At 71.9% G+C, this 22,362-nt stretch carries 16 protein-coding genes; 4 read left to right on the plus strand and 12 right to left on the minus strand.

Going from position 1 to position 22,362, the window contains the following annotated elements; all coding sequences use genetic code 11:
- Window positions 1-16 precede the first annotated feature (16 nt).
- The 3 genes from KBX26_RS00975 (at window position 17) to KBX26_RS00985 (ending at window position 2,890) form a co-directional block, all read left to right on the plus strand.
- Window positions 17-1,315 (plus strand): sensor histidine kinase, encoded by a 1,299-nt coding sequence (locus tag KBX26_RS00975; protein ID WP_210864445.1) that lies wholly within the window; start codon window positions 17-19, stop codon window positions 1,313-1,315.
- Complete coding sequence (locus KBX26_RS00980; RefSeq protein WP_030330483.1) at window positions 1,312-1,968, plus strand: response regulator transcription factor; 657 nt, start codon at window positions 1,312-1,314, stop codon at window positions 1,966-1,968. Before KBX26_RS00975 ends, KBX26_RS00980 begins: the two co-directional genes overlap by 4 nt.
- A gap of 124 nt (window positions 1,969-2,092) precedes the next feature.
- Window positions 2,093-2,890, plus strand: a complete 798-nt coding sequence (locus KBX26_RS00985; RefSeq protein ID WP_210864446.1) for an SAM-dependent methyltransferase — start codon at window positions 2,093-2,095, stop codon at window positions 2,888-2,890.
- Window positions 2,891-2,945: 55 nt separating this feature from the next.
- Here the strand turns inward: KBX26_RS00985 and KBX26_RS00990 are convergent, their stop codons facing one another.
- Both KBX26_RS00990 and KBX26_RS00995 read right to left on the minus strand, forming a co-directional pair.
- Window positions 2,946-3,680 (minus strand): cellulose binding domain-containing protein, encoded by a 735-nt coding sequence (locus KBX26_RS00990; protein WP_210862201.1) that lies wholly within the window; start codon window positions 3,678-3,680, stop codon window positions 2,946-2,948.
- A gap of 218 nt (window positions 3,681-3,898) precedes the next feature.
- Window positions 3,899-4,993: a winged helix DNA-binding domain-containing protein gene (locus tag KBX26_RS00995; protein WP_210864447.1), complete on the minus strand. Its 1,095-nt coding sequence runs from the start codon at window positions 4,991-4,993 to the stop codon at window positions 3,899-3,901.
- A gap of 299 nt (window positions 4,994-5,292) precedes the next feature.
- Between KBX26_RS00995 and KBX26_RS01000 the strand changes: the two genes are divergently transcribed.
- A complete protein-coding gene (locus KBX26_RS01000; RefSeq protein ID WP_030330491.1) occupies window positions 5,293-10,755 on the plus strand; it encodes a carboxyl transferase domain-containing protein in 5,463 nt (1,820 codons plus the stop codon).
- 62 nt (window positions 10,756-10,817) lie between these two features.
- Here KBX26_RS01000 and KBX26_RS01005 read toward each other — a convergent pair whose 3' ends face one another.
- The 10 genes from KBX26_RS01005 to KBX26_RS01050 all read right to left on the minus strand — a co-directional run bounded on the left by KBX26_RS01005 (window position 10,818) and on the right by KBX26_RS01050 (window position 22,353).
- Entirely contained in the window at window positions 10,818-11,876 is a 1,059-nt protein-coding gene (locus KBX26_RS01005; RefSeq protein ID WP_210864448.1) for a low specificity L-threonine aldolase, read from the minus strand.
- 17 nt (window positions 11,877-11,893) lie between these two features.
- On the minus strand, window positions 11,894-12,472 hold the full coding sequence (locus KBX26_RS01010; RefSeq protein ID WP_210864449.1) for a sigma-70 family RNA polymerase sigma factor: 579 nt from the start codon (window positions 12,470-12,472) through the stop codon (window positions 11,894-11,896).
- 173 nt (window positions 12,473-12,645) lie between these two features.
- Window positions 12,646-14,472, minus strand: a complete 1,827-nt coding sequence (locus KBX26_RS01015) for an ABC transporter ATP-binding protein (RefSeq protein ID WP_210864450.1) — start codon at window positions 14,470-14,472, stop codon at window positions 12,646-12,648.
- Window positions 14,469-16,175, minus strand: coding sequence for an ABC transporter ATP-binding protein (locus KBX26_RS01020; RefSeq protein ID WP_210864451.1), 1,707 nt, complete (start codon window positions 16,173-16,175; stop codon window positions 14,469-14,471). Before KBX26_RS01020 ends, KBX26_RS01015 begins: the two co-directional genes overlap by 4 nt.
- A gap of 97 nt (window positions 16,176-16,272) precedes the next feature.
- Entirely contained in the window at window positions 16,273-16,821 is a 549-nt protein-coding gene (locus KBX26_RS01025; RefSeq protein ID WP_051708288.1) for a gluconokinase, read from the minus strand.
- On the minus strand, window positions 16,811-18,040 hold the full coding sequence (gene manD, locus KBX26_RS01030; RefSeq protein WP_030330497.1) for a D-mannonate dehydratase ManD: 1,230 nt from the start codon (window positions 18,038-18,040) through the stop codon (window positions 16,811-16,813). Before manD ends, KBX26_RS01025 begins: the two co-directional genes overlap by 11 nt.
- Before the next feature lie 32 nt (window positions 18,041-18,072).
- Complete coding sequence (dgoD, locus tag KBX26_RS01035; protein WP_210864452.1) at window positions 18,073-19,221, minus strand: galactonate dehydratase; 1,149 nt, start codon at window positions 19,219-19,221, stop codon at window positions 18,073-18,075.
- Window positions 19,222-19,228: 7 nt separating this feature from the next.
- A complete protein-coding gene (locus KBX26_RS01040) occupies window positions 19,229-20,044 on the minus strand; it encodes a carbohydrate ABC transporter permease (protein WP_030330500.1) in 816 nt (271 codons plus the stop codon).
- Window positions 20,041-20,991: a carbohydrate ABC transporter permease gene (locus tag KBX26_RS01045; RefSeq protein WP_209444522.1), complete on the minus strand. Its 951-nt coding sequence runs from the start codon at window positions 20,989-20,991 to the stop codon at window positions 20,041-20,043. The genes KBX26_RS01040 and KBX26_RS01045 overlap by 4 nt, the downstream gene beginning before the upstream one ends.
- Before the next feature lie 75 nt (window positions 20,992-21,066).
- Window positions 21,067-22,353 carry a sugar ABC transporter substrate-binding protein gene (locus tag KBX26_RS01050; protein ID WP_030330502.1) on the minus strand — a complete coding sequence of 429 codons (1,287 nt, stop codon included), beginning with the start codon at window positions 22,351-22,353 and terminating at the stop codon, window positions 21,067-21,069.
- Between the last annotated feature and the right edge of the window lie 9 nt (window positions 22,354-22,362).

Consider the following 22,362-nt stretch of genomic DNA (forward strand, 5'->3'; position numbering starts at 1 on the left):
CAAGGATGCGCACCGCATGAGGGATCACACCGACACCGAACCCGGCACCCACCGACTGACGAAGTGGCTCGACGGACGGCTCACCCGGCTCGGGTTGACCGGAGTGTTCCCCCGCGACTGCCTGCTGGCGGCGACGCTGACCGTCTCGACGTTCGTCCTGCTGACGGTGCTGTTCCGGTTCGTGGCACCGGCGGAGGGGGTGACGTTCGACCCGGCGCGGGCCGGGCTGCTCATCGCCGTGTGCAGCGCGCAGGCGATGCTGCTGTGCCTGCGTCGGGTCCGGCCACTGCTCTGCCTCGCGCTCATCGTCGGCCTTCAGCTGCCCATCATCGGCGTCTCCCTGCCCGAGGAGGCGACGATCCGGGGCCTCGCCCCGTTCATCGCGGCGTACACCGTCGGGTCGTTGCTGCCGGTTCGGCGTGCGCTGCTGGCCGTCGGGGTGGCCGTGGCGGTCGAGTCGATCGGGGTGGCCGTCGTGGTGATCCCGGACGTGCTGACGGCACTCGCGTACGTCTCGGCGAGCGCCCTGACCTACGCCAGCGCGACCTTCGTCGGCGGTTACGTGGCCACCCACCGCCGCTACGTCGAGTTGGTCCGGGTCCGCGCGGACGAGGCGATCCGGGAGCAGCACACGAAGGTCCAGGCGGCGATCGGTGCGGAGCGATCCCGGATGGCCCGCGAGTTGCACGACGTGGCGGCCCACCACCTCTCCGGCATGGTCGTGCAGGCCGCCGCGGTCGAGCGGCTGATCGACCGGGACCCGGCGGCCGCGAAGGCCGGCGTGGCCTGGATCCGCAGTCAGGGCAAGGAGACCCTGGACAACCTGCGGCTGGTCGTCGGTGTGCTGCGCGGCAGACCGGGGCACGAGGGCGGCGACGGTGCCGCCCCGGTCCCGGGGCTGGGCATGCTCGACGACCTGGTGCGCACCGCGGGCAGCCTCGCCGGCCCGGTGGAGTTCGTCCGGGAGGGCGAACAACGCGAGGTGCCGCCGATCGCCGACGTCGCGCTCTACCGGATCGCGCAGGAGTCGCTCAGCAACGCCCGCCAGCACGCCCCGGGCGCCGCGGCACGGGTGGTGCTCCGCTTCGCGCCCCGCTCGGTGTCGCTGGAGGTGGTGAACGACCCGGCCGCGCCGCGGCGCGTGCCGGCGGCGCGAACCGGTGGTGTCGGCCTGGTGGGCATGCGCGAGCGCGCCCAGCTGATCGGGGCGACGTTCGCCGCCGGGCCGACGGCTGCCGGTGGCTGGTCGGTCACCGCGACACTTCCGACGAACGGTCCCGCCACCTCACGGCCGAAGGAAGAGGCCCCAGCATGATCAGAGTGATGCTCGTCGACGACCAGGCCGTGGTCCGCGCCGGCTTCCGCGTCATCCTGGAACAGGACGGTGAGATCGAGGTCGTGGCGGAGGCGTCGAGCGGGTCCGCAGCTGTGGAACTGGCCCGCCGGCTGCAACCGGACGTCATCTGCATGGACGTCCGGATGCCGCACGGCGACGGGCTCACCGCTACCCGGCGGATCGTCGCCGAGGCGACCGGGACGCCACCGGCGGTACTCGTCGTGACGACCTTCGACCTCGACGAGTACGTCTTCGGCGCGTTGGAGTCCGGTGCCAGCGGGTTCATCCTCAAGGACTGTGAGCCCGAGGACCTGATCGAGGCGATCCGTCGCCTGGCCAGCGGCTACGGGCTCGTCGACCAGGCCGTCACCCGCCGGGTGATCTCGGAGTTCGCCAGGCGTACGCCCGCTCCCCGATCGGACGCCGCGGCGGCGCACCAGTTGACCGCGCGGGAGACCGAGATCGTGGAGTTGCTCGCCCAGGGCCTGTCGAACGTCGAGATCGCCGAGCAGCTCTTCATCGAGACCAGCACGGTCAAGTCGCACCTCGGGCGGGCGATGGCGAAGATCGGCGCCCGGGACCGGCTGCAGACCGTCGTGTGGGCGTACCAGAACGGGGTTGCCCACCGGTGACAGCGGCCGATCCGCAGGCCGACGGCGCGTCCTCCCCCGGTCGAGTGTGGACACCCGCGGAGTACGATCCCGGTCGTACCGCCGTGGTGACCTCCAGCTGACGACCCCTCGATAGGAGCCAGGCATGGCCGGCCCGGACCCCGAACTCGCCGCGAAACTTCAGCCCGACGTGCCGCACGCGGCACGGATCTGGAACTACTGGATGGGTGGCAAGGACAACTTCCAGTCCGACCGGGCAGCCGGCGACGCCGTCGCCGAGGTCTACCCGGAGATCGTCCTCATGGCACAGCAGTCCCGCGTGTTCCTGGTGCGGGCGGTCCACCACCTCGCGGCCGAGGCGGGCATCCGGCAGTTCCTGGACATCGGCACCGGCCTGCCCACCATGCAGAACACGCACGCGGTCGCCCAGGCCGTCGCGCCCGACTCGCGCATCGTCTACGTGGACAACGACCCGATGGTGCTGGTGCACGCGCGGGCGCTGCTGGCCAGCACGACCTCGGAAGGGGTCACCACCTACGTCCCGGCCGACTACCACGACCCGGAGAAGATCCTCGCCGAGGCGGCGCAGACGCTCGACTTCGACCAGCCCATCGCCGTGATGTACATGGGCGTGATGGGCTACGAGCCCGACCTGGACGTGGTGCGCTCGATCGTCGGGCGGACGATGGACGCGGTGCCGTCCGGGTCGCACCTGGTGCTCTGGGACGGCACCAACACCAGCCCGGCGGTGGTCTCCGGAGCCGAGCGGCTGGCGCAGAGCGGCGGCGTCCCGTACATCCTGCGCAGCCCGGAGGAGCTCGAAAGCTGCTTCGACGGGTTGATGATGGTGGAGCCGGGCCTGGTGCCGATCCCGCTGTGGCGACCGGAGACTCCCGACGCCGTGGGGATCGACGCCTACGGCGCGGTGGCCCGCAAGCCCTGACCGGCACGACGTCCGCCCCGCTCCCGCCGTCGCGCCGGAGCGGGGCGGACGTCGTTCACCGCTCACACGTCAGGGTCAGGCCGTCGGGCACCGCACTGGTCGCCACGAGCAGACCGAAGGTCGTCGCCGTGTCCAGCGCCAGCGCCCCGTTGTACGACGCGTTGCGCACCGTGACGTCGGTGCCGGTCGTCTCGGCCACCCCACCCCAGGCCGCCTGGACCCGCTCGTCACCGGACCACCGCCAGGAGACGCGCCACCGGTCCAGCGGCAGCGTCCCGGTGTTGCGGACGGTGACCGTCGCGACGAAGCCGCCGCCCCAGTGGGTGTCGATCGTGGCCGTCGCACGGCACGAGGTCAGCGGGGCGGTGCGCCCCGAGGCGATCACGTACGGGTCCCGCCGGCCCTCCACGTCGGTGAACCGGTACCAGTACTCGGTGCCGGGCGTCAGCCGGTCGATGGTCACCGAGCCGTTGCGCTCCGGCCCGGAGACACCCTCGGCGACGACGGCCCGCCACTGTTGGGCGTCCTCGCGGCTGGTGAAGAGGCTGACGGTCATCGGCGGGTCGTAGCCGCAGGGCGGGCGGAAGAAGATGGAGTACGAGATGGTCAGGCTCGTGGTGGTGGCCCCGGCCACGCTCGCGCTGATCGGCAACGCCGGCGGGCAGGTCGGCGTCGGTGTCGGCGTCGGTGTCGGGGTGGAAGACGGCGTGGGCGTCGCCTCGGCGGCGGTGGTCGTCCCGGCCCAGGCGGCCAGCGCCATGGTCGTGACAGCGAGGAACATGCGAAGCATCGGTACCTCCGTGGTTGCCGGGCACCGATGACCGAGGGGGTGGCCGGTGCCGCGCTCGGTTTCCGGTCGCCGACGAGGCTGCCCGGCACGGGTGACGTGGCCACCTCGTGCGCCCTGTGGACCGGAGGAGAACTGGTGCGCGCTGGCTCCCCGCGCACTACCGAACCACAGCATGGCAGTCGACAGGAATCGATACAACACGATCCCATCGTCCGTCGTCAGGGAGACGGGTCGACCCGCACCCGGTCGCTCTCGTGGTCGGAGAGGAAGGACGCGAGTGCCTGCCCCTGCTCCCCCACGGCCTCCCGTTCGGCCCGGGAGAGCCCTCGCAGTGGGCTGACGGTCACCGTGCCCGACTCGACGGTCCAGGTCGCCGCGACCCGACCGTCGACGAGCACCACGCGCTCACCGGCCACCGAGAGGAGACGGTGCGCGTCGTCGATGATCCGGCTGCGGTCGTCGTAGCCGAGGATCGCGTTGTCGAACGCCGGCAGGAACCGCACCGGGGCGGGCGTGTCCGGGTCGGGGCGCGGCGCGTCGGGGAGGTCGATCAGCTTCCGGCCGCGCTCGTCGCGGAAGGTGACCAGCTCGTCGCGCATCGCGGTCACCGAAGCCGGCAACCCGGCGAGGCCGCACCAGGCCCGCAGGTCGGCCGAGGCAGCCGGGCCGAAGGCGGCCAGATAGCGGCGTACGAGCACCTGACCGACCGGATCGGCGCTCTGCGCGCTCGACGGTTCGAGTTCCCGGTCGAGCCACGCGGCGAGCAGGACGTAGCGCACGCCCGCCTTCGCCCGCCACACCCCGCGCGGCGGCAACTGCGCCATCGGGAGCAGTGCGACAGCCATCTCGCCCAACGCCCGTGGCTCCGACGCCGGCCAGTGCTCGGCGAGCGCCCGCCCGATCTCCGGCATCGAACGCGGCTCGCCGTCGGCCATCAACGCCCGGGCAGCAGCGGTGAGGTCGTCGAGATCCACCCCGTCGAGCTCGCCGCGGTAGACCCCGAGCACCCGCTGTCGCAGCATGGCGTCGTGGCGGGGGCGCCAGGCCACGGCGTCGTCGGCGGTGAGCAGGTGGACCGTGCGGCGCATGAGGTGCGTCCGCACCACGTGTCGCTCGGTCAGCAACGTCGACAGCACCGTCGGATCGAACGCGCGCAGCCGCGACCAGAGCCCGATGAACGGCTCCTGCGGCTCCTGGGCCTGGAGGCCACCGAGGTGGGCGACGGCGTCGAGCGCGGGCAGGTCGGCGCGGTCGAGCAGCAGCTGCCGGGCGAGCGTCGCGCGGTTGAGCGCCCGGGTGTCGAGAACTGTCACCGGGTCCCTTCGGTCGACCTGATTGTCCGACCGGGGGTGACAGTTGCGGGTGCGCCGCCGGCGCGTGGCCGCCGCTGCGCACGTGGCGGGTACCGTGGCGGTCCCGGCCGGGGTGGGTCGGTGGAGGTCGACGCCCTCCCCGGGGACGCCAAAAAGTTTTGTGCACTTCCTACAACTGAGCGACTGTTGGTTCGGTGGTTGCGCCATAGCGCTGGCCGCCGCCACGCGGAAAGGTGATCACTGCGGGGAGCCGTCGTCTCGCGGCATGCAGGTCGAGGTCTAGCTAAGGGGTCTTTCGGGTGTTCAACCGTGTCGCCATCGTCAACCGTGGTGAAGCCGCCATGCGGCTCATCCACGCGGTCCGCGAGTTGGCCGCGGAGACCGGCATCCAGCTCGAAACGGTGGCTCTCTACACCGACGTCGACCGCAACGCCACATTCGTCCGCGAAGCGGACATCGCCTACGATCTCGGCCCGGCGTCGGCGCGCCCCTACCTCAACCTGGCGGTGCTGGAGCGCGCACTGACCGAGACCGGGGCCGACGCCGCCTGGGTCGGCTGGGGCTTCGTCGCCGAGGACCCGGCGTTCGCCGAGCTGTGCGAGAAGATCGGCGTCACCTTCGTCGGGCCGAGCGCGGACGCCATGCGCCAGCTCGGCGACAAGATCGGCTCGAAGCTGATCGCCGAGAAGGTCGGCGTGCCGGTCGCGCCCTGGAGCCGTGGCGCTGTCGAGACCCTCGCCGCCGCCCGGTCCGCGGCAGCCGAGATCGGCTACCCGCTGATGCTGAAGGCGACCGCCGGGGGTGGCGGGCGCGGCATCCGCGTGATCAGGAACGAGGCCGAGCTGGTCGACGCCTACGAGCGCACCAGCCAGGAGGCGGCACGGGCGTTCGGCAGCGGCATCGTCTTCCTGGAGCGCCTGGTCACCGGGGCCCGGCACGTCGAGGTCCAGGTGATCGCCGACGGGCAGGGCACCGCGTGGGCGCTCGGTGTCCGCGACTGCTCGGTGCAGCGACGCAACCAGAAGGTCATCGAGGAGTCGGCGTCGCCGGTGCTCGACCCGGCGCAGGCCGCCGAGCTGAAGACGTCGGCCGAGCGGCTGGCCGTGGCGGTCGGTTACCGCGGCGCGGCGACCGTCGAGTTCCTCTACCACCCCGGTGACCGGTTGTTCGCGTTCCTCGAGGTCAACACCCGCCTGCAGGTCGAACACCCGATCACCGAGCTGACCACCGGGTTCGACCTGGTCAAGGCACAGCTGCACGTCGCCTCCGGTGGACGCCTCGTCGGTGCGCCGCCGGCCGAGCGCGGGCACGCCATCGAGGCGCGGCTCAACGCCGAGGACCCCGACCGTGACTTCGCGCCGTCGCCCGGCCGCATCGCCCGGTTGGACCTGCCCAGCGGCCCCGGCATCCGGGTGGACACCGGCGTCAGCGAGGGCGACACCATCCCGGCCGACTTCGACTCGATGATCGCGAAGATCATCGCGTACGGCCGCGACCGTGACGAGGCGCTCGGCAAGCTGCGCCGGGCCATGGCGAACACCACGGTGATCATCGAGGGTGGGGCGACGAACAAGAGCTTCGTGCTCGACCTGCTCGACCAGCCCGAGGTGATCGACGCCAGCGCGGACACCGGCTGGATCGACCGCGTCCGCGGCGAGGGCCGGCTCGTCACGCACCGCCACTCCGCTGTCGCCCTGGCGGCCGCCGCCATCGAGGCGTACGAGGAGGAGGAGCGCGTCGAGCGGCAGCGGCTGCTGTCGACGGCAGCCGGCGGACGCCCCCAGGTGCAGCACGCCAGCGGCCGGCCGTTGGACCTCAAGCTGCGCGGCGTCGGGTACCGCACCCGGGTGGCCCGGGTCGGCGCGCACCGCTTCCGGGTCGGCATCGAGACCGGTCCGGTCGTGCGCACCGCCGACGTCGAACTCGACCGCTTCGACCGGCACACCGGTCAGATCGTCGTCAACGGCGTCCGATACCGGCTGCTCACCGGCACGTACGGGCCGACCCACCTGGTCGAGGTGGACGGCGTGACGCACCGGGTCAGCCGGGATGAGGGCGGTGTCCTGCGCTCTCCGATGCCCGCGCTGGTCGTCGCCACGCCACTGGAGATCGGCGCCGAGGTCGAGGCGGGCGCGCCGGTGCTGGTGCTGGAAGCGATGAAGATGGAGACGGTGCTGCGGGCGCCGTTCAAGGCGCGGCTGAAGGAGTGCGCCGTCTCGGTGGGCAGCCAGGTGGAGGCGGGCGCGCCGCTGCTGCGCCTGGAGCCGCTCGCGGACGACGCCGAGGAGACCGCCGGCGACCCGACCGCCGACACCGTCGAACTGGACCTGCCCAGCGCCGCCACGGACGTCCCGGCGTCCGAGCGCAGCAGGCGCGGTCAGGAGGACCTGCGCGGTCTGCTGCTCGGCTTCGACGTCGACCCGCACGACGACAGCCGGGTGCTCGACGGCTACCTCACCGCGCGGCGGGCGGCCATCGAGGCCGGCCAGTCCACGTTGGCCGCCGAACTCGACCTCATCGAGGTGTTCGCCGATCTCGCCGAGCTGAGCCGCAACCGGCCGACGGGCGAGGACGGCGGCGCCGCGCACGTCCACAGCGCCCGGGAGTACTTCCACACCTACCTGCAGAGCCTCGACGTCGAGCGGGCCGGGCTGCCGGACGCCTTCCAGACCAGGCTCGGCAAGGCGCTCAGCCGCTACGGCGTCACCGACCTGGACCGCACCCCCGCCCTTGAGGCCGCCGTCTTCCGGATCTTCCTCGCTCAACAACGCGCGTCCGCGGACGCGCAGGTCATCGCGGCACTGCTGCGCGCCTGGCTGCGGGAGACCCCGCCGGACGAGACGCTGCGCGAGCCGGCCGGCCTCGCCCTGGAGCGGCTGATCGCCGCGACGCAGGTCCGTTTCCCCGTGGTCGCGGACCTCGCCCGTGGCGTGGTGTTCGCCTGGTTCGCCCAGCCGCTGCTGCGCCGCAACCGCGCCCGCGTCTACGCCGAGGTCCGTGGCCACCTGCGGCACCTGGACGCGCAGCCGGACGCGCCGGACCGCGCCGAGCGCATCGCCGAGATGGTACGCAGCACCGAGCCGCTGGTCCGGCTGCTCGGCCAGCGGCTCGTTCGGGACCACCTCGACAACGCGGTCATGTTGGAGGTGCTGACCCGGCGGTACTACGGCAACCGGTCGCTCACCAGCGTGCGTACCCGTGCGGTCGCGGACTGCACGTTCGTGGTCGCCGAACGCGCCGACTCGAGCGTGGTATCCGCCGCGGTGCGCTTCGACGCGCTGGGCAGCGCCCTGCGCGGGCTGGCCGAGCTGGCCGCCGGCGAGGACGCCGTCGACGCCGACATCTACCTCGGCTGGGAGAACCAGCCGGAGGACTTCGACGCGATGGCGGCGGCGCTGGCCGAGGTCATCGCCGCGCACCCGCTGCCACCTGAGGTCCGGCGGGTGACCACCACCGTCGCGGGTCGCGGCGGTGCGGTGATGCACCACCACTTCACCTTCCGCCCGTCGGGCGACCAGTTGACCGAGGACCGGCTGATCCGTGGGCTGCACCCGTACATCGCGCAGCGGATGCAGCTGGAGCGGCTGCACAAGTTCGACCTGACCCGGCTGCCGTCGTCGGACGAGGAGGTCTACCTCTTCCAGTGCGTCGCCCGGGAGAACCGGGCCGACGAGCGCCTCGTCGCGTTCGCGCAGGTGCGTGACCTCACCGAACTGCGGGAGCAGGACGGCCGCCTGGTCGCGCTGCCGACCACCGAGGACGCCATCGCCGCCTGCCTCGACTCGATCCGCCGCGCCCAGTCGCGGCGGCCGTCGAAGACGCGCTTCAACACCAACCGGATCGTGGTCTACGTGTGGCCGCCGAGCGAGCTGACCCGCGAGGAGATGAAGATGATCGCCGGGCGGGTGCGCCCGACGACAGCGGGTGCCGGCCTGGAGGAGATCCTGTTCATCGCGCGGCAGCGCGACCGCCGCACCGGTGAGCTGACCAGGATCGCCGTACGGATCTCGTTCGACGCCGCGGGCGGCGCCGACCTGACCATCGGGGAACCGCCGGTCGAGCCGATCGAGCCACTCGACGAGTACCGGCTCAAGGTGCTGCGGGCCAGCAGCCGCAACACCGTGTACCCGTACGAGCTGACCGGCCGGCTCGGTGACTTCGTCGAGCACGACCTCGACGACGACCACGTGCTGACGCCGGTGGACCGGCCGAAGGGCCGCAACGCCGCTGCCATCGTGGCCGGGGTGGTCACCACGCCGACCGAGCGGCACCCGCAGGGCGTCACCCGGGTGGTGCTGCTGGGCGACCCGACGAAGTCGCTGGGCGCTCTGTCGGAGCCGGAGTGCCGGCGCGTGATCGCCGCACTGGACCTGGCCGAGCGGATGCAGGTGCCGCTGGAGTGGTGGGCGCTGTCCGCCGGGGCGCGGATCTCGATGACCTCCGGCACGGAGAACATGGACTGGGTGGCGGCGGCCCTCAAGCGGATCGTCGAGTTCACCCAGGCCGGCGGTGAGATCAACATCGTGGTCGCGGGCATCAACGTCGGCGCGCAGCCGTACTGGAACGCCGAGGCGACGATGCTCATGCACACCAAGGGCATCCTGGTGATGACGCCGGACTCGGCGATGGTGCTCACCGGTAAGCAGTCGCTCGACTTCTCCGGCGGCGTGTCGGCCGAGGACAACTTCGGCATCGGCGGCTACGACCGGGTGATGGGGCCGAACGGGCAGGCGCAGTACTGGGCGCCGAACCTGACCGCCGCCCGCGACGTGGTGATGGCCCACTACGACCACACGTACGTCGCGCCCGGCGAGGACGCGCCCCGACGGGCGGTCACCGCCGACCCGACCGACCGGGACATCTCCGACTTCCCGCACGACGTGGCGGGCAGTGCCTTCGCCACCGTCGGGGAGATCTTCTCCGCCGAGTCCAACCCGGACCGCAAGAAGCCGTTCGACATCCGGACGGTGATGCGGGCCCTCTCCGACCAGGACCACCCGGTGCTGGAGCGCTGGGCCGGCATGGCGGACGCGGACACCGCCGTCGTGCAGGACGTCCACCTCGGTGGTATCCCGGTCTGCCTGCTCGGCATCGAGTCCCGGTCGGTGCCGCGGCACGGCTTCCCGCCCACCGACGGTCCGGACACCTACACGGCGGGCACGCTCTTCCCCCGCTCGTCGAAGAAGGCCGCGCGGGCGATCAACGCGGCCAGCGGCAACCGACCGCTCGTGGTGCTGGCGAACCTGTCCGGCTTCGACGGCTCACCGGAGTCGATGCGCAAGCTGCAACTGGAGTACGGCGCTGAGATCGGCCGGGCGATCGTGAACTTCCGGGGTCCCATCGTCTTCTGCGTGATCTCGCGCTACCACGGCGGTGCGTTCGTGGTGTTCTCGAAGGCGCTGAACCCGAACATGACGGTGCTGGCGCTAGAGGGCTCGTTCGCCTCGGTGCTCGGTGGCGCACCCGCCGCCGCTGTGGTGTTCTCCGCCGACGTCAACGCCCGTACGTCGGCCGACCCGCGGGTGCGGGACCTGGAGGCCCGCGCCGCCGCCGCGGCCGGCACCGAACGCGCCGCGCTGACGGCGGAGCTCGACGAGCTGCGTTCGTCGGTGCGCGCGGAGAAGCTCAGCGAGGTGGCCGCCGAGTTCGATCGGGTGCACAACATCCACCGTGCCGTCGAGGTCGGCTCGGTGGACGCCGTCATCCGCGCCGCCGAGCTGCGTCCACGCATCATCGAGGCCATCGAGGCCCGCCTGGGGTGACCCACCGAGACCGGGCGGGGTGGGCTCGGTTCCTGGACGACCAGGAACCGGGCCCGCCCCGTTCAGGTGGCGTGGCGCAGCAGTTCGTGAAGGAACCCGACGACCTCGTCGGGGCTGAGGTCCATGGCGTTCTCGCCGACGCTGACCTCGAACGAGCACCGGTCCGGTGCCGGCGCCGAGCGTACGCGGCCGAACAACTCCACCCCGTCGGCGGCGAGCAGCGCGTCGGCGGCCCGGGTCGCGGCGTCCGGGCCGACCGGGAGGTGGACGTGGAACAGGGGCGTCTGCGGTGGTTCCGGGTAGGCGCGGGCCACCCCGTCGGCGTTGATGGCCGCCGCGATCGCCACCGCGTGCTCCCGGTGCGCCGGTAGCCGGGGCAGCAGGGTGTCCAGGCCGTGCAGCGCGGTGAGGGCCAACGGCCACGCGTCGTAGACGTCGCCGCCGAGCCGACGACGCCACACCCGGGCCTCGGCCACCAGTGCGGTGTCCCCGGCGAGCGCGGCACCGCCGACGCCCTGCAGTCCCTTGTAGAACGAGACGTAACCGCTGTCGAACAGCGCGGCGATCTCGGCGAACGGCCGCTGGTAGTACGTCTGCGCCTCCCAGAGGCGGGCGCCGTCGAGGTGGATGGCGGCGCCGCGCTCACGCATCGCCTCGGTCTGCGCGACGAGGTCGTCCCACTGCGGCAGCAGTCCGCCGATGTCGCGTTGCGGCAGCTCCCAGAGCACCGCCGCGAGTGGTTCGGCGACGGCGGTGAGATCGGCCAGTGTCATCAGTCGGTTGCGGTCGCCGACAGGCTGGAAGCGCAGCCCGTGCACGACGGCGTACCCCTGCTGTTCCCAGACCTCCAGGTGACACTGCGGGTGGGCGGCGAAGGCCCGCCTGCCGCGCCGGTCGGCGTGGATGCGCAGGGCCACCTGCTGGGCCATCGTCCCGGTGGGGAAGAACAGCGCTTCGTCGGTGCCGAGCAGGGAGGCCACCCGCCGTTCGAGGGCGGCCACCGGCCCGTCCGGTCCGTTCGGCGGCGTGGCCGGGTCGACCTGGGCCAGCATCGACCGCAGGAGGTCGTGCGGCCGACGGCGCAGCTCCGAGTGCAGGAACAGGGAACGCCGCACAGTCATTGCGGCAGTATCCACCCTCAGCCGGTTCGTCGCTCGTGGCCCGGGTCGGTGTCGGCGCGCCAGGCGGCGGCGAGATCCTCGCGCGCCCGGGCGACCCGGGAGCGGATCGTGCCGACCGGGCACTGGCAGACGTCCGCCGCCTCGGCGTAGGACAGGCCGAGCACCTGGGTGGCGACGAACGCCTCACGCCGCTCCCGGGTCAGGCCGGCGATCAGCTGGTGCAGCGTCACTTCCTCGTCGGCGTCGGTGGTGATCGCACCGGCGGCCTCGGCCGCCGCCTGCCAGTCCGGCACCGACGCCGTCCTCGGTCGGGCCACCGCCGTCCGGACGTGATCCACGGCGACGCGCCGGGCGATGGTGAACACCCAGGTGCGGGCCGACGAGCGGCCGGCGAAGCCGGGAAGGTTGCGAAATGCCCGCAGGAACGTCTCCTGGGTCAGGTCGTCGGCCTCCCCCGGCCCGGCCAGGTGCGACAGGAACCGCCAGACCTGGTCCTGCAGTGCCCGGATGAACGCCGTGGCGGCCTGCCCGTCACCCTGACCCGCCTGCCGCGCCCACCGGGTCACCTGGTCGTCGTCAACGACACCGTTGCGCACCGACCACCGTCCTGTGTGCCACCGGGCGCTCCTTCATGCCGAGATGCCGTCGTCGGAACGCCGCCGATCGGCCGCGCACTCTGGTGGTCGCCGCCGGAGCCGGAAAAGTTCCCGGGCGTCCCACCTTCGACTGGTCTGGCGGATGTCCGACGCGACGAGCGCCGGCGGGCCACTCAGCGCGGGACGGGTTGGTCCGCGCTCTCGCGTTCTCTCGGCACCGCGAGGTCGGGCATGCGCCACGACCGCCACAGCTGGCTGTATCCGCCCCCGGCGCTGAGCAGCTCGGCGTGCGTCCCGTGCTCGGCGACGCGCCCGTGGTCCAGGACGACGATGCGGTCCGCGGTGGCCGCCTGGCTGAGACGGTGGGCGACGACCAGCGTCGTACGGCCCTCGGTGGCGGCCACCGCGGCGCGGTCGAGGTCCCGGGCGCCCGCGCTGCCCGCCTCGGCGGTGGCCTCGTCGAGGACCGCCACCGCCGGATCGGCGAGGACGAGGCGGGCCAGCGCGAGCTGCTGGGCCTGGGCCGAGGTGAGCTGCCGACCGCCCTCCCCCACCGGGGGGTTGAGGCCGTCCGGCAGGCCCCGCACCCACTCGGTGGCGCCGACCCGGTCGAGGGCGGTGGTGATCTCGGCGTCGGTGGCGTCCGGGGCGGCCAGGCGCAGGTCGTCGGCGAGCGGCCCGGCGAAGACGTGCACCTCCTGGCTGATCAGGGCGATCTCGCGACGGAGGCGGTGCTCGTCGAGCTGGGCCAGCGGCACGCCGCGCAGGGTGACCGCACCGTGGGTGGGCGCGATGATGCCGGCGATGATGCCGGCCAGGGTGCTCTTGCCCGCGCCGCTCGCGCCGACGAGAGCGACGCGCTCCCCGGGGTTGAGCCGCAGGGTGATGTCGCGCAGCACGACCGGCCCGTCGTCGTAGCGGTGCTCCGCGACGGTCACCTCCAGTGCCGCCGGTTCGGCCCGATCGCGGCGGGTGGGCTCGGCGTCGCTGGGGGCCGCGGTGTCCGGCAGGGTGGTGACCCCGACGAGTCGGGCCAGGCTGGCCCCGGCCTGCAACACCGAGTCCGACTCGAACAGCAGCAGGCCGATGGGGTTGAAGAGGCGGTGGAAGTAGAGCGCGGCGGTGGTGGCGGCACCGACGGTGGCCAGGTCGCCGCGGACCAGCAGGAAGCCGGCGAGCAGCACGGCGGCGAGCCCCACGAACTCCGAGCGGTTGATGCGCAACCCGAAGCGGGTGTAGAGGCCGAAGATCTCCAGGGACAGGTCGCGGGCGACGCCGGAGCGATCCGCGATCCGGGCGACGTGGGCGTCCTCCATCCGGTAGGCGCGCACTGTCGCCGCGCCCCGCAGCGCCTCGGCGGTCGCCTGCGCCCGCTCGCCCGTCGCCACCCGCTCCCGGGCGTAGTACGGCACGGATCGCCGGAGGTACCAGCGCAGCGCCAGCGCGTACGCCGGGGCCGCGACCAATCCGGCGATGCCGAGCCGCCAGTCGAGGGCGAAGAGCCCGGCCGCGGTCAGCACCACGGACAGCAGCGCGCCGAGGAAGGCGGGGCCGCTGGTGGCGATCACGTTCGTCACCACTGCCACGTCGTCGCCGGCGCGGGCCACCAGGTCCCCGGTGCCGGCCCGCTCCAGGGTGGCCGACGGCAGGTGCAGGGCGCGGTCGAGGACCCGTTCCCGGAGTCGGGCCAGCACGGTCTCGCCGAGGCGCGCGGCGACCGCGGCGCCGGCCGCGGTGAGGAGCCCCGCGAGCACGGCGGCGCCCGCGATCACACCGGCCCAGCCCAGCACCGTCGGTGTGTCGGTGCCGGCGATGACGTCGTCGACGAGGCGGCCGAGCACCCAGGGAGCGACCAGCCCGGTCGCGGCCGCGGCGACCAGCAACGTGCCGGCGACGGCGCTGAGCCCCGGCAGGAGGGCCAGCTCGGTGCGCAGGGCGGCCCAGGTCTGCCGGCCGGTGGCCGTCGGCAGCAGGTGCCGGCTGATCGGCTCGGCCGTCATCGCAGGGTCTCCTCGCGGTAGCGGGCGTCGCTGGCGAGCAACAGCTCGTGCGGGCCCTCGGCGACGACCCGTCCCCGGTCGATCACCGCGACCCGGTCGGTGATCCGCAACAGCGCCGGACTGGTGGTGATCAGCACCGTGCCCCGGGTTCCCGTCCCCCGAGCCGTGGCCAGTCGCGCGGCGAGCAGCCCTTCGGTCACCGAGTCGACCGCCGTGGTGGGGTTGTGCAGCACCAGCACCGGCGGGTCGGCGACGAGCGCCCGGGCCAGCCCGATCCGCTGCCGCTGCCCGCCGGAGAGGTTCGCGCCGCGTTCGGTGAGCAGGCGGTCCAGTCCGTGCGGGTGCGCGGCGAGCACGTCCTCGGCGGCGGCGGCGCGGACGGCGGCACGCAGGACCTCGTCGTCGACGGAGGTCCCGGCGCACAGATTGTTGCGCAGCGTCCCCTCGAACAGCGCCACGTCGTGCTGCTCGACGAGGATCGTGGCGCGCGCGGCATCGATGTGCAGCTCGTCGGCGGGTACGCCGTCGACGCGGAGCGTCCCCCGGTGCTCCGCGCGGGGCACCCGGCCGGCCAGCAACGCGACCAGCGCCTCGGCGTCGCTCGGGTCGTAGGCGAGAAGGCCCAGGATCTCACCGGCCCCGACGCGCAGGTTGACGTCGTCGAGGCCCGCGTAGCTGACCCCGTCGAGGGCGAGCCGTGACGGGCCCGGGGCGGGCGGCCCGGCGTCACCCGGCTGGACGACCGGCGCGGCACCGAGGACCCGGGCGACCCGCCCCGCGGAGGCGCGGGCCATGGCGAACAGCTGGACGCAGTACCCGAGCGTCTGGACCGGCTCGGCGATGAACTGGGCCAGCCCGACCACCGCCACCAGCTCGCCGATGGTGAGTCGGCCCTGCAACGCGAGCCAACCGGCGAATCCGGCGACCGTCGCGAGGAAGAGGCCGTTGACGGTGGTGGTGAGCCCGAGGTGCAGGCCCTTGGTGGTGGCGGCGCGCAGGGTGACGTCGAGCGCGTGGCGGCTGGCCCCCGCGTACCGACGGGCGGCGTGGTCCTGTGCGCCGATGCCGCGCAGCACGCGCAGGCCGGTGACGAGGTCGACGGCGAGGGCGGTGGTGGCGGCGAGCGCCTCCTGCTGCGACGTGCTGCGCCGGGTGAGCAGCGGCGCCATCCGCTGCAGGGCGACGACAAGCAGGGGTACGCCGATGAGCACCCCGAGCCCGAGGGGAATGTCGACGACGAGCAGGGCGACGGCGGCGACCACGATGGCGGTGAGCGCGGCGGCGGTGAGTCCGGCGACGCGCACGACGAGCGCGGAGAGCTCGGCGTCGGAGGCCGTCACGGACAGCAGTTCGCCGTCGCGCAGGCCCGAGCGGCGTCCCCGCGGGTCGAGGGCGCTGCGGACGATCTCGACCCGGGTGGTGTGCGCCTCGTGTTCCACGGCGGCGAACGCCAGTCGCGCGCCGGCCCGGTAGGCGAAGGCGAGCACCGTGAACAGGGCGGCCAGCCCGGCCAGCGAGAGCAGCAGGGCGCGGACGTCCCCGGTGGCCACCGCGCGGTCGATGACCACGCCGATGGCCACCGGGACGAGAGCTTCGGTGGCCTGGTGGGTGCAGAGCAGCGCGATGCCGGCGGCCACCCGGGCGCGCTGTCGACGCAGCGCGCGACGCAGCACGGCACCGCCGGTGGTCTCGGCGACTGTCATGTGCGAATCGATGAGGGCACGGCGGCGGACTCCACTGATGATTAGGAAAGGCTAACCTAACACCTCAGTGATGGGGTCGGAGGTGCGGGCCCGGTGCTCACCCACCCGACACCGAACAGGGCAGGCCGAGACCCTTGACGGCCGCCGCGACCAGGACCTCCGGGGCCGACGAGAGATCGAGGACGAGCACCGACTCGTCCGGCCCGGCCGGTTCCAACGTGGCCAGCTGCGACTCCAGCAGACTGGCCGGCATGTAGTGCCCCTCGCGCTTTGCCAGTCGCGCCCGGATGACCTCCGCCGGCCCGTCCAGGTGCACGAAGTCCACAGGGAGCGGGCCCCGACGGAGCACGTCGCGGTACGACCGCTTCAACGCCGAGCAGGCGAGCACCGTCGAACGGCCCTCCGCGCCACGGTCGGCGATCCATGCGGCGATGTCCCGCAGCCAGGGCGCCCGGGTGGCATCGTCCAGCGGCACGCCGGACCGCATCCGCGCCACGTTCTCCGGGGAGTGGAACTCGTCCGCCTCGGCGAACGTCAACCCGGTCGCCGCGCTGATCCCGCGTGCCACGGTGGTCTTGCCGGCCCCGGAGACGCCCATCACCACGACGTGCCGGGTGGGCCGGGCGCCGCGCCGCTCACCAGTCATGGACCGTGCCGTCCTTGAGCCGGTTGAACGGCAGGTACGCCGGCTCGTACGGGAACCGGGCCGCCGCCTCCTCGTCGAGCTCCACCCCGAGCCCCGGTTGGTCGCCCGGGTGCAGGTAGCCGTCGGTGAAGGTGAACGACTGCCGGAACACCTCGTTGGCCAGCGGGGTGTGCTTCATGTACTCCTGGATCCCGAAGTTGTGGATGGCCAGGTCCAGGTGCAGCGCCGCCGCCATACCCACCGGGGAGATGTCGGTGGGGCCATGGATGCCGGACTTGATCTGGTACTGGGCGGCGAAGTCGAGCAGCTTGCGCATGGCGGTGATGCCACCGGTGTGGGTGACGGCGGACCGGACGTAGTCGATCAACTGCTCACGGATCAGGGTCTGGTAGTCCCACACGGTGTTGAAGACCTCGCCGATGGCCAGCGGGGTGGTGGTGTGCTGGCGGACCAACCGCAGCGCCTCCTGGTTCTCGGCCGGGGTGCAGTCCTCCAGCCAGAACAGGTCGTACGGTTCGAGGGCCTTGCCGAGCTTGGCGGCCTGGATCGGCGTCATGCGGTGGTGCCCGTCGTGCAGCAGCGGCAGCTCCGGGCCGAACTCGTTGCGTACCGCCTCGAAGACCGACGGCAGGTGGCGCAGGTACGCGCGGGTGTCCCAGTCCTCCTCGGCGGGCAGCGGGGTGCGCTGGGCGGGTTCGTAGTCGTAGCGCTGGCCGGTGGCGCTGGGCTGCGCGGCCACGCCGTAGACCGCGTTGATGCCCGGCACCGAGGTCTGCACCCGGATCGACCGGAAGCCCTCGTCGAGGTGGCGGCGGATCGAGTCGAACAGCTCGGGAAGGTCGCGACCCGAGGCGTGCCCGTACGCCATGATGCCGGTGCGGGACGCGCCGCCCAGCAGTTGGTACAGCGGCATGCCGGCAGCCTTGGCCTTGACGTCCCAGAGTGCGACGTCCACCGCGGCGATGGCCGCCATGGTGACCGGGCCTCGCCGCCAGTACGCCGACCGGTACAGGAACTGCCAGGTGTCCTCGATCCGGTGCGCGTCGCGCCCCATCAGCAGCGGGGCGACGTGGTCGCGCAGGTACGAGGCGACGGAGAGTTCACGGCCGTTGAGCGTGGCGTCGCCCAGACCGGTGATCCCCTCGTCGGTGGTGATCTTCAGGGTGACGAAGTTCCGGTCGGGGCTGGACACGATGACGTCTGCTGCGACGATCTTCACTGGGGGCCTTTCCGTTAGTGCCGGTCGGGGTCTCACCACTCCGCATAGGAGCCGTCGGGGTGCCGCCAGGTGGGGCTGCGCCAGGCGTGCCCGCGCTTGTCAGCGGTCCGCACCGCGTGTTCGTCGATCTCGATGCCGAGGCCGGGGGCGGTCAGCCGGGCCACGTACCCGTCGACGAAGGTCAGCGGGGTCTGGTCGAGGCAGTAGTCGAGCACCTCGGCGCCCTGGTTGTAGTGGATGCCGATGCTCTGTTCCTGGATCAGGAAGTTGGGCGTGGCGAAGCCGACCTGGAGGCAGGCGGCGAGGGCGATCGGCCCGAGCGGGCAGTGCGGGGCCAGCTGCACGTCGTACACCTCGGCCAACGTGGCGATCTTGCGAACCTCGGTGATGCCGCTGGCGTGCGCGAGGTCCGGTTGGGCCACGGCGATGCCGGCCTGCAGCACGGGCAGGAACTCCTGCCGGCTGTAGAGCCGCTCCCCGGTGGAGATGGGGGTGGTGGTGCAGCGGACGACCTCACCGATCAGGTGTGAGTTCTCCGGCACCACCGGTTCTTCCAGGAAGAACGGCCGGTACGGCTCCAGCAGCGGGGCGACCCGCCGGACGTTGGCGAGAGTGAACCGGCCGTGGAAGTCGACGGCGACGTCGCGGTCGTCGCCGAGAACCTCACGGGCGACGGCCACCCGCCGCACCACCGCGTCGAGGTCGGCGACCGAGGCGAGCGCGCCCATCGGCCCGGACGCGTTCATCTTCACCGCGGTCAGGCCCGCCTCGACCCGGGCGCTGATCTGGTCGCGGATCTCGGCGGGCTCGTCGCCGCCGATCCAGCCGTAGACCCGGATCCGGTCCCGGACCGGCCCGCCGAGGAGTTGGTGCACCGGGGCGCCGTAGTGCTTGCCGGCGATGTCCCAGAGCGCCTGGTCCAGACCGGACACCGCGCTGGCCAGGATCGGGCCACCCCGGTAGAAGGACCCCTTGGTCAACACCTGCCAGTGGTCCTCGATACGCAGCGCGTCGCGACCCGTGAGCAGTTCGCTGAGCTGGTCGACGGCCGTGCGTACGGTCTCGGACCGGCCCTCGCAGGTCGCCTCACCCCAGCCGACGATGCCGGACTCCGTCTCGATCCGGACGAACAGCCAGCGCGGCGCGACCAGGAAGGTCTCCACCTTCGCGATCCTCGTCATGTGCCGGTCAGCCCTTCGTGGCACCGGCGGTCAGGCCGGAGACGACGTACTTCTGCACGAACAGGGCGATCAGCATGATCGGCAGGGTGACCACCGTCGCGGCGGCCATCAGGCCCCCCCAGTCGATGCTGGCGTAGCCGACGAAGTCGAAGATCGCGACGGGGAGCGTCTTCGTGTCGGAGCCGGAGAGCACCAGGGCGAACATGAAGTTGTTCCAGGAGAAGATGAAGGAGAGGATGCCGGCGGTCGCGACGCCCGGCACCGACAGCGGCAGGGTGATCCGCCGGAACGCGCCGATGTGGGTCAGCCCGTCGACCAGCGCCGCCTCTTCCAACTCGGTCGGCAGGCCGTCGAAGTAGCCCATCATGATGTAGACGATCAGCGGGAGCGACACGAACATGTGGCTCAGGATCAGCACGCTGAACCCGCCGACCAGCTTCAGGTTCGAGAAGACGTAGTACCAGGGCACCAGCAGCGAGACGCCGGGGATCACCCGGGCCATCAGCACGACGAGCGCGGACTTCTTCATGCTGAACCGGCTCATCGAGTACGCGGCGGGCACGCCGAGCAGGAGCGAGAGCGCGGTGGCCGCGAACGCCACCCAGAGACTGTTGCCGATGAACTGGAGATAGTTGGCCTGCTGGAGAACTGTCTCGTAGTTCTTCAGGCTGGGCGAGAAGACGAACGCCTTGGCGGTGTCGTAGATGTCCACGTTGGTCTTGAACGACGCGGCGATCATCCAGAGCAGCGGCGCCATCAGCGCGAAGACCACGACCACCAGCGCCGAGGTGCGGAAGACGCGGTACGGCTTGCTCGGCTTCATCGGCCCAGCCCCTTCTTGCGATAGGTGAGGGCCCACATCACCCCGATGATGATCAGGAAGAAGATGATGAGGACTGTCGACGAGACGCCGTAGTCGTTGTAGTCGAAGCTGAGGCCGTAGGCGTACACGTTGAGGGTCTCGACCTCGTGGAACGACCCGCCGCCGCGACCCTTGGTGGCGTAGAGGATGTCGAACGTCTTGAGCGCGTCGATGCCGCGCAGCAGGATGGCGACGATCACCGTGGGCATCAACAGCGGGAGGGTGACGTGCCGGAACCGCTGCCAGCTGCTGGCGCCGTCGATCCGCGCCGCTTCCTGCGGCTCGTCGGAGAGCGAGGTGAGCCCGGCGAGCAGGATCAGCACGACCATCGGGGTCCACTGCCAGATGTCGATGAACATCGTGGTCGGCAGGGCCGAGTGCTGCCCGGCCAGCCAGGGCTGCGGGCCGATCCCGATCCAGCCGAGCAGTTGGTTCGCCATCCCGATGTTGGGATCGAAGATCAGCCGCCACATCATGCCGACCGCCACCGGGGTGGCCACCAGTGGCAGGAGGATCGCGACGCGGACCCACTTCTCACCGCGGAAGGGTCGCCACAGCAGCAGGGCGATCGCCATGCCGAGGATGACCTCGAAGAACAGCACGACGCCGGTGAACAGGACGGTACGCCAGACCGCCGGCCAGAACCGATCGGTGTCGGTGAGCACGTCGAGGTAGTTCTGGATTCCGATGAACTCCGACTCGGCGCGCACCGAGCCCTCGGCGTCGGTCAGGCTCAGATAGCCGGTCCACGCCACCGGAAAGATGATCAGCACGGCGACGAAGAGCATGGCGGGTGCCGCGAAGAGCCACTTGCGGTGCTCGTTCGTCCACCGTGACCAGGCGGAGTCTTCCTGGACCGCCGCAGGGGCCTCGGGCGTGTCGGTGCGGGGGGTGATGACGGCTGACATGAGGGGTCTCCGGGTTCGGGGGTCAGGTCCCGGCGGGGCGGCGGAGCCGGTCGGCTCCGCCGCCCGGCGGTCGGGCTACTTCGCCTCGTCGTCGAGGAACTTCTGGAACGCCGCGTTGGCCGTCTCCGCCGAGGCGGCGGCGTCCTTGCCGGTGATCGCGTCCACGATCGGCTGGCCGACGATCTCCCGCGCCTCGGCCACCTTGACCACCAGCGGACGGTCGTGGCCGACACCGTTGGCGGTGCTGACCGTGTTCGCCTCGGCCAGGTCCTTCGGGTAGGAGGCGGTACCCGCCGGGTTCGCCCAGACCGAGGTGCGGGCACCGGGTACGCCGGCCGTCTGCTGCGCCAGCGCCTGCTCCTTGCCGGCCGCCCACTGGATGAACTTCCAGGCGTTGTCCTTGTTCTCCGAGCTGTCGTTCACCCCGAGTGCCCAGGACGGGATGTTGTACGGCTTCGAGCCGGCCGGGCCGGCCGGGAAGGCCGCGAAGCCGACCGTGTCGACGACCTTGGACTTGGTCGGGTCGGTGGCGTTCTTGTAGAGCGAGTTGGCCTCGGTGTAGAAGGCGGCCTTGCCCTGCGTGAAGATCGCCATCGCCTCGGACCAGCTCATGTCGGTGCTGATGTTCTCCGGGCCGTGGTCGCGCAGCAGCCCGCCGTAGTAGGCGTACGCCTGCTTGGCCTGCTCGGTGTTGACGGTGGCCTTCCCGCTGGAGTCCACGAAGTCGCCGCCGAAGCTGAAGAGGAAGCTGGAGAACTGGGTGACGGCGGCGGCCTTGCCGGTACGCGCGACGAAGCCGGCGACGCCCGGGTTGTCCGCCTCGATCTTCGCGGCCTGCGCCTTGAGCTCGTCGAGCGTCTTCGGTGGCGCGGTGAAGCCGGACTTCGTCAGCAGGTCCTTGCGGTAGTAGAGGACCTCCTGCTCGGTGATGATCGGCAGCCCGACCACCTTGTCCTCATAGGTCGTCGCCTGCATCGGGCCAGCCTGGAAGTCGCCGATCTCGAAGGCGCTGTCGGACTTGGCCCTCTCGCTCAGGTCGGCGAGGTACTTGTTCTTGGCGAACAGCTTCCCCTCCTGCAGGGGCCGGTACATCATCACGTCGATGTCGTCGGAGCCGGCGTTCAGCTTGACGTTGTACTGGTCGGAGAGCTGGTCCTCACCGAGCTGGGTGACGTCGACGGTGAGGCCGGACTGCTTCTCGAACTCCGGCAGGGCCTTTCTGATGTTCTCCGTCCACACATGGTTGACGAGTGTCACGCGAACGGTCTTGGAGTCTTCGCCGCCGCCGTCGCCACCGCAGGCGGTCAGGCTCATGGCGGCGACCACGGCCAGAGATGTGCCGATTACCAGTCGACGTCGCACGCTGTCTCT

Origin of the sequence: Micromonospora sp. C97, assembly GCF_018070385.1 — a bacterium.
Lineage (GTDB): Bacteria > Actinomycetota > Actinomycetes > Mycobacteriales > Micromonosporaceae > Micromonospora > Micromonospora parva.

Bases quoted from the DNA above. Each gene is read 5' to 3' on its own strand.
- KBX26_RS01040 (WP_030330500.1), bottom strand. From the start codon at position 20,044: ATGAAGCCGAGCAAGCCGTACCGCGTCTTCCGCACCTCGGCGCTGGTG.
- KBX26_RS01020 (WP_210864451.1), bottom strand. From the start codon at position 16,175: ATGACAGTCGCCGAGACCACCGGCGGTGCCGTGCTGCGTCGCGCGCTG.
- KBX26_RS01005 (WP_210864448.1), bottom strand. From the start codon at position 11,876: ATGACTGTGCGGCGTTCCCTGTTCCTGCACTCGGAGCTGCGCCGTCGG.
- dgoD (WP_210864452.1), bottom strand. From the start codon at position 19,221: ATGACGAGGATCGCGAAGGTGGAGACCTTCCTGGTCGCGCCGCGCTGG.
- KBX26_RS00985 (WP_210864446.1), top strand. From the start codon at position 2,093: ATGGCCGGCCCGGACCCCGAACTCGCCGCGAAACTTCAGCCCGACGTG.
- KBX26_RS00975 (WP_210864445.1), top strand. From the start codon at position 17: ATGAGGGATCACACCGACACCGAACCCGGCACCCACCGACTGACGAAG.
- KBX26_RS01045 (WP_209444522.1), bottom strand. From the start codon at position 20,991: ATGTCAGCCGTCATCACCCCCCGCACCGACACGCCCGAGGCCCCTGCG.
- KBX26_RS00990 (WP_210862201.1), bottom strand. From the start codon at position 3,680: ATGCTTCGCATGTTCCTCGCTGTCACGACCATGGCGCTGGCCGCCTGG.
- KBX26_RS01015 (WP_210864450.1), bottom strand. From the start codon at position 14,472: ATGACGGCCGAGCCGATCAGCCGGCACCTGCTGCCGACGGCCACCGGC.
- KBX26_RS01025 (WP_051708288.1), bottom strand. From the start codon at position 16,821: ATGACTGGTGAGCGGCGCGGCGCCCGGCCCACCCGGCACGTCGTGGTG.
- KBX26_RS00980 (WP_030330483.1), top strand. From the start codon at position 1,312: ATGATCAGAGTGATGCTCGTCGACGACCAGGCCGTGGTCCGCGCCGGC.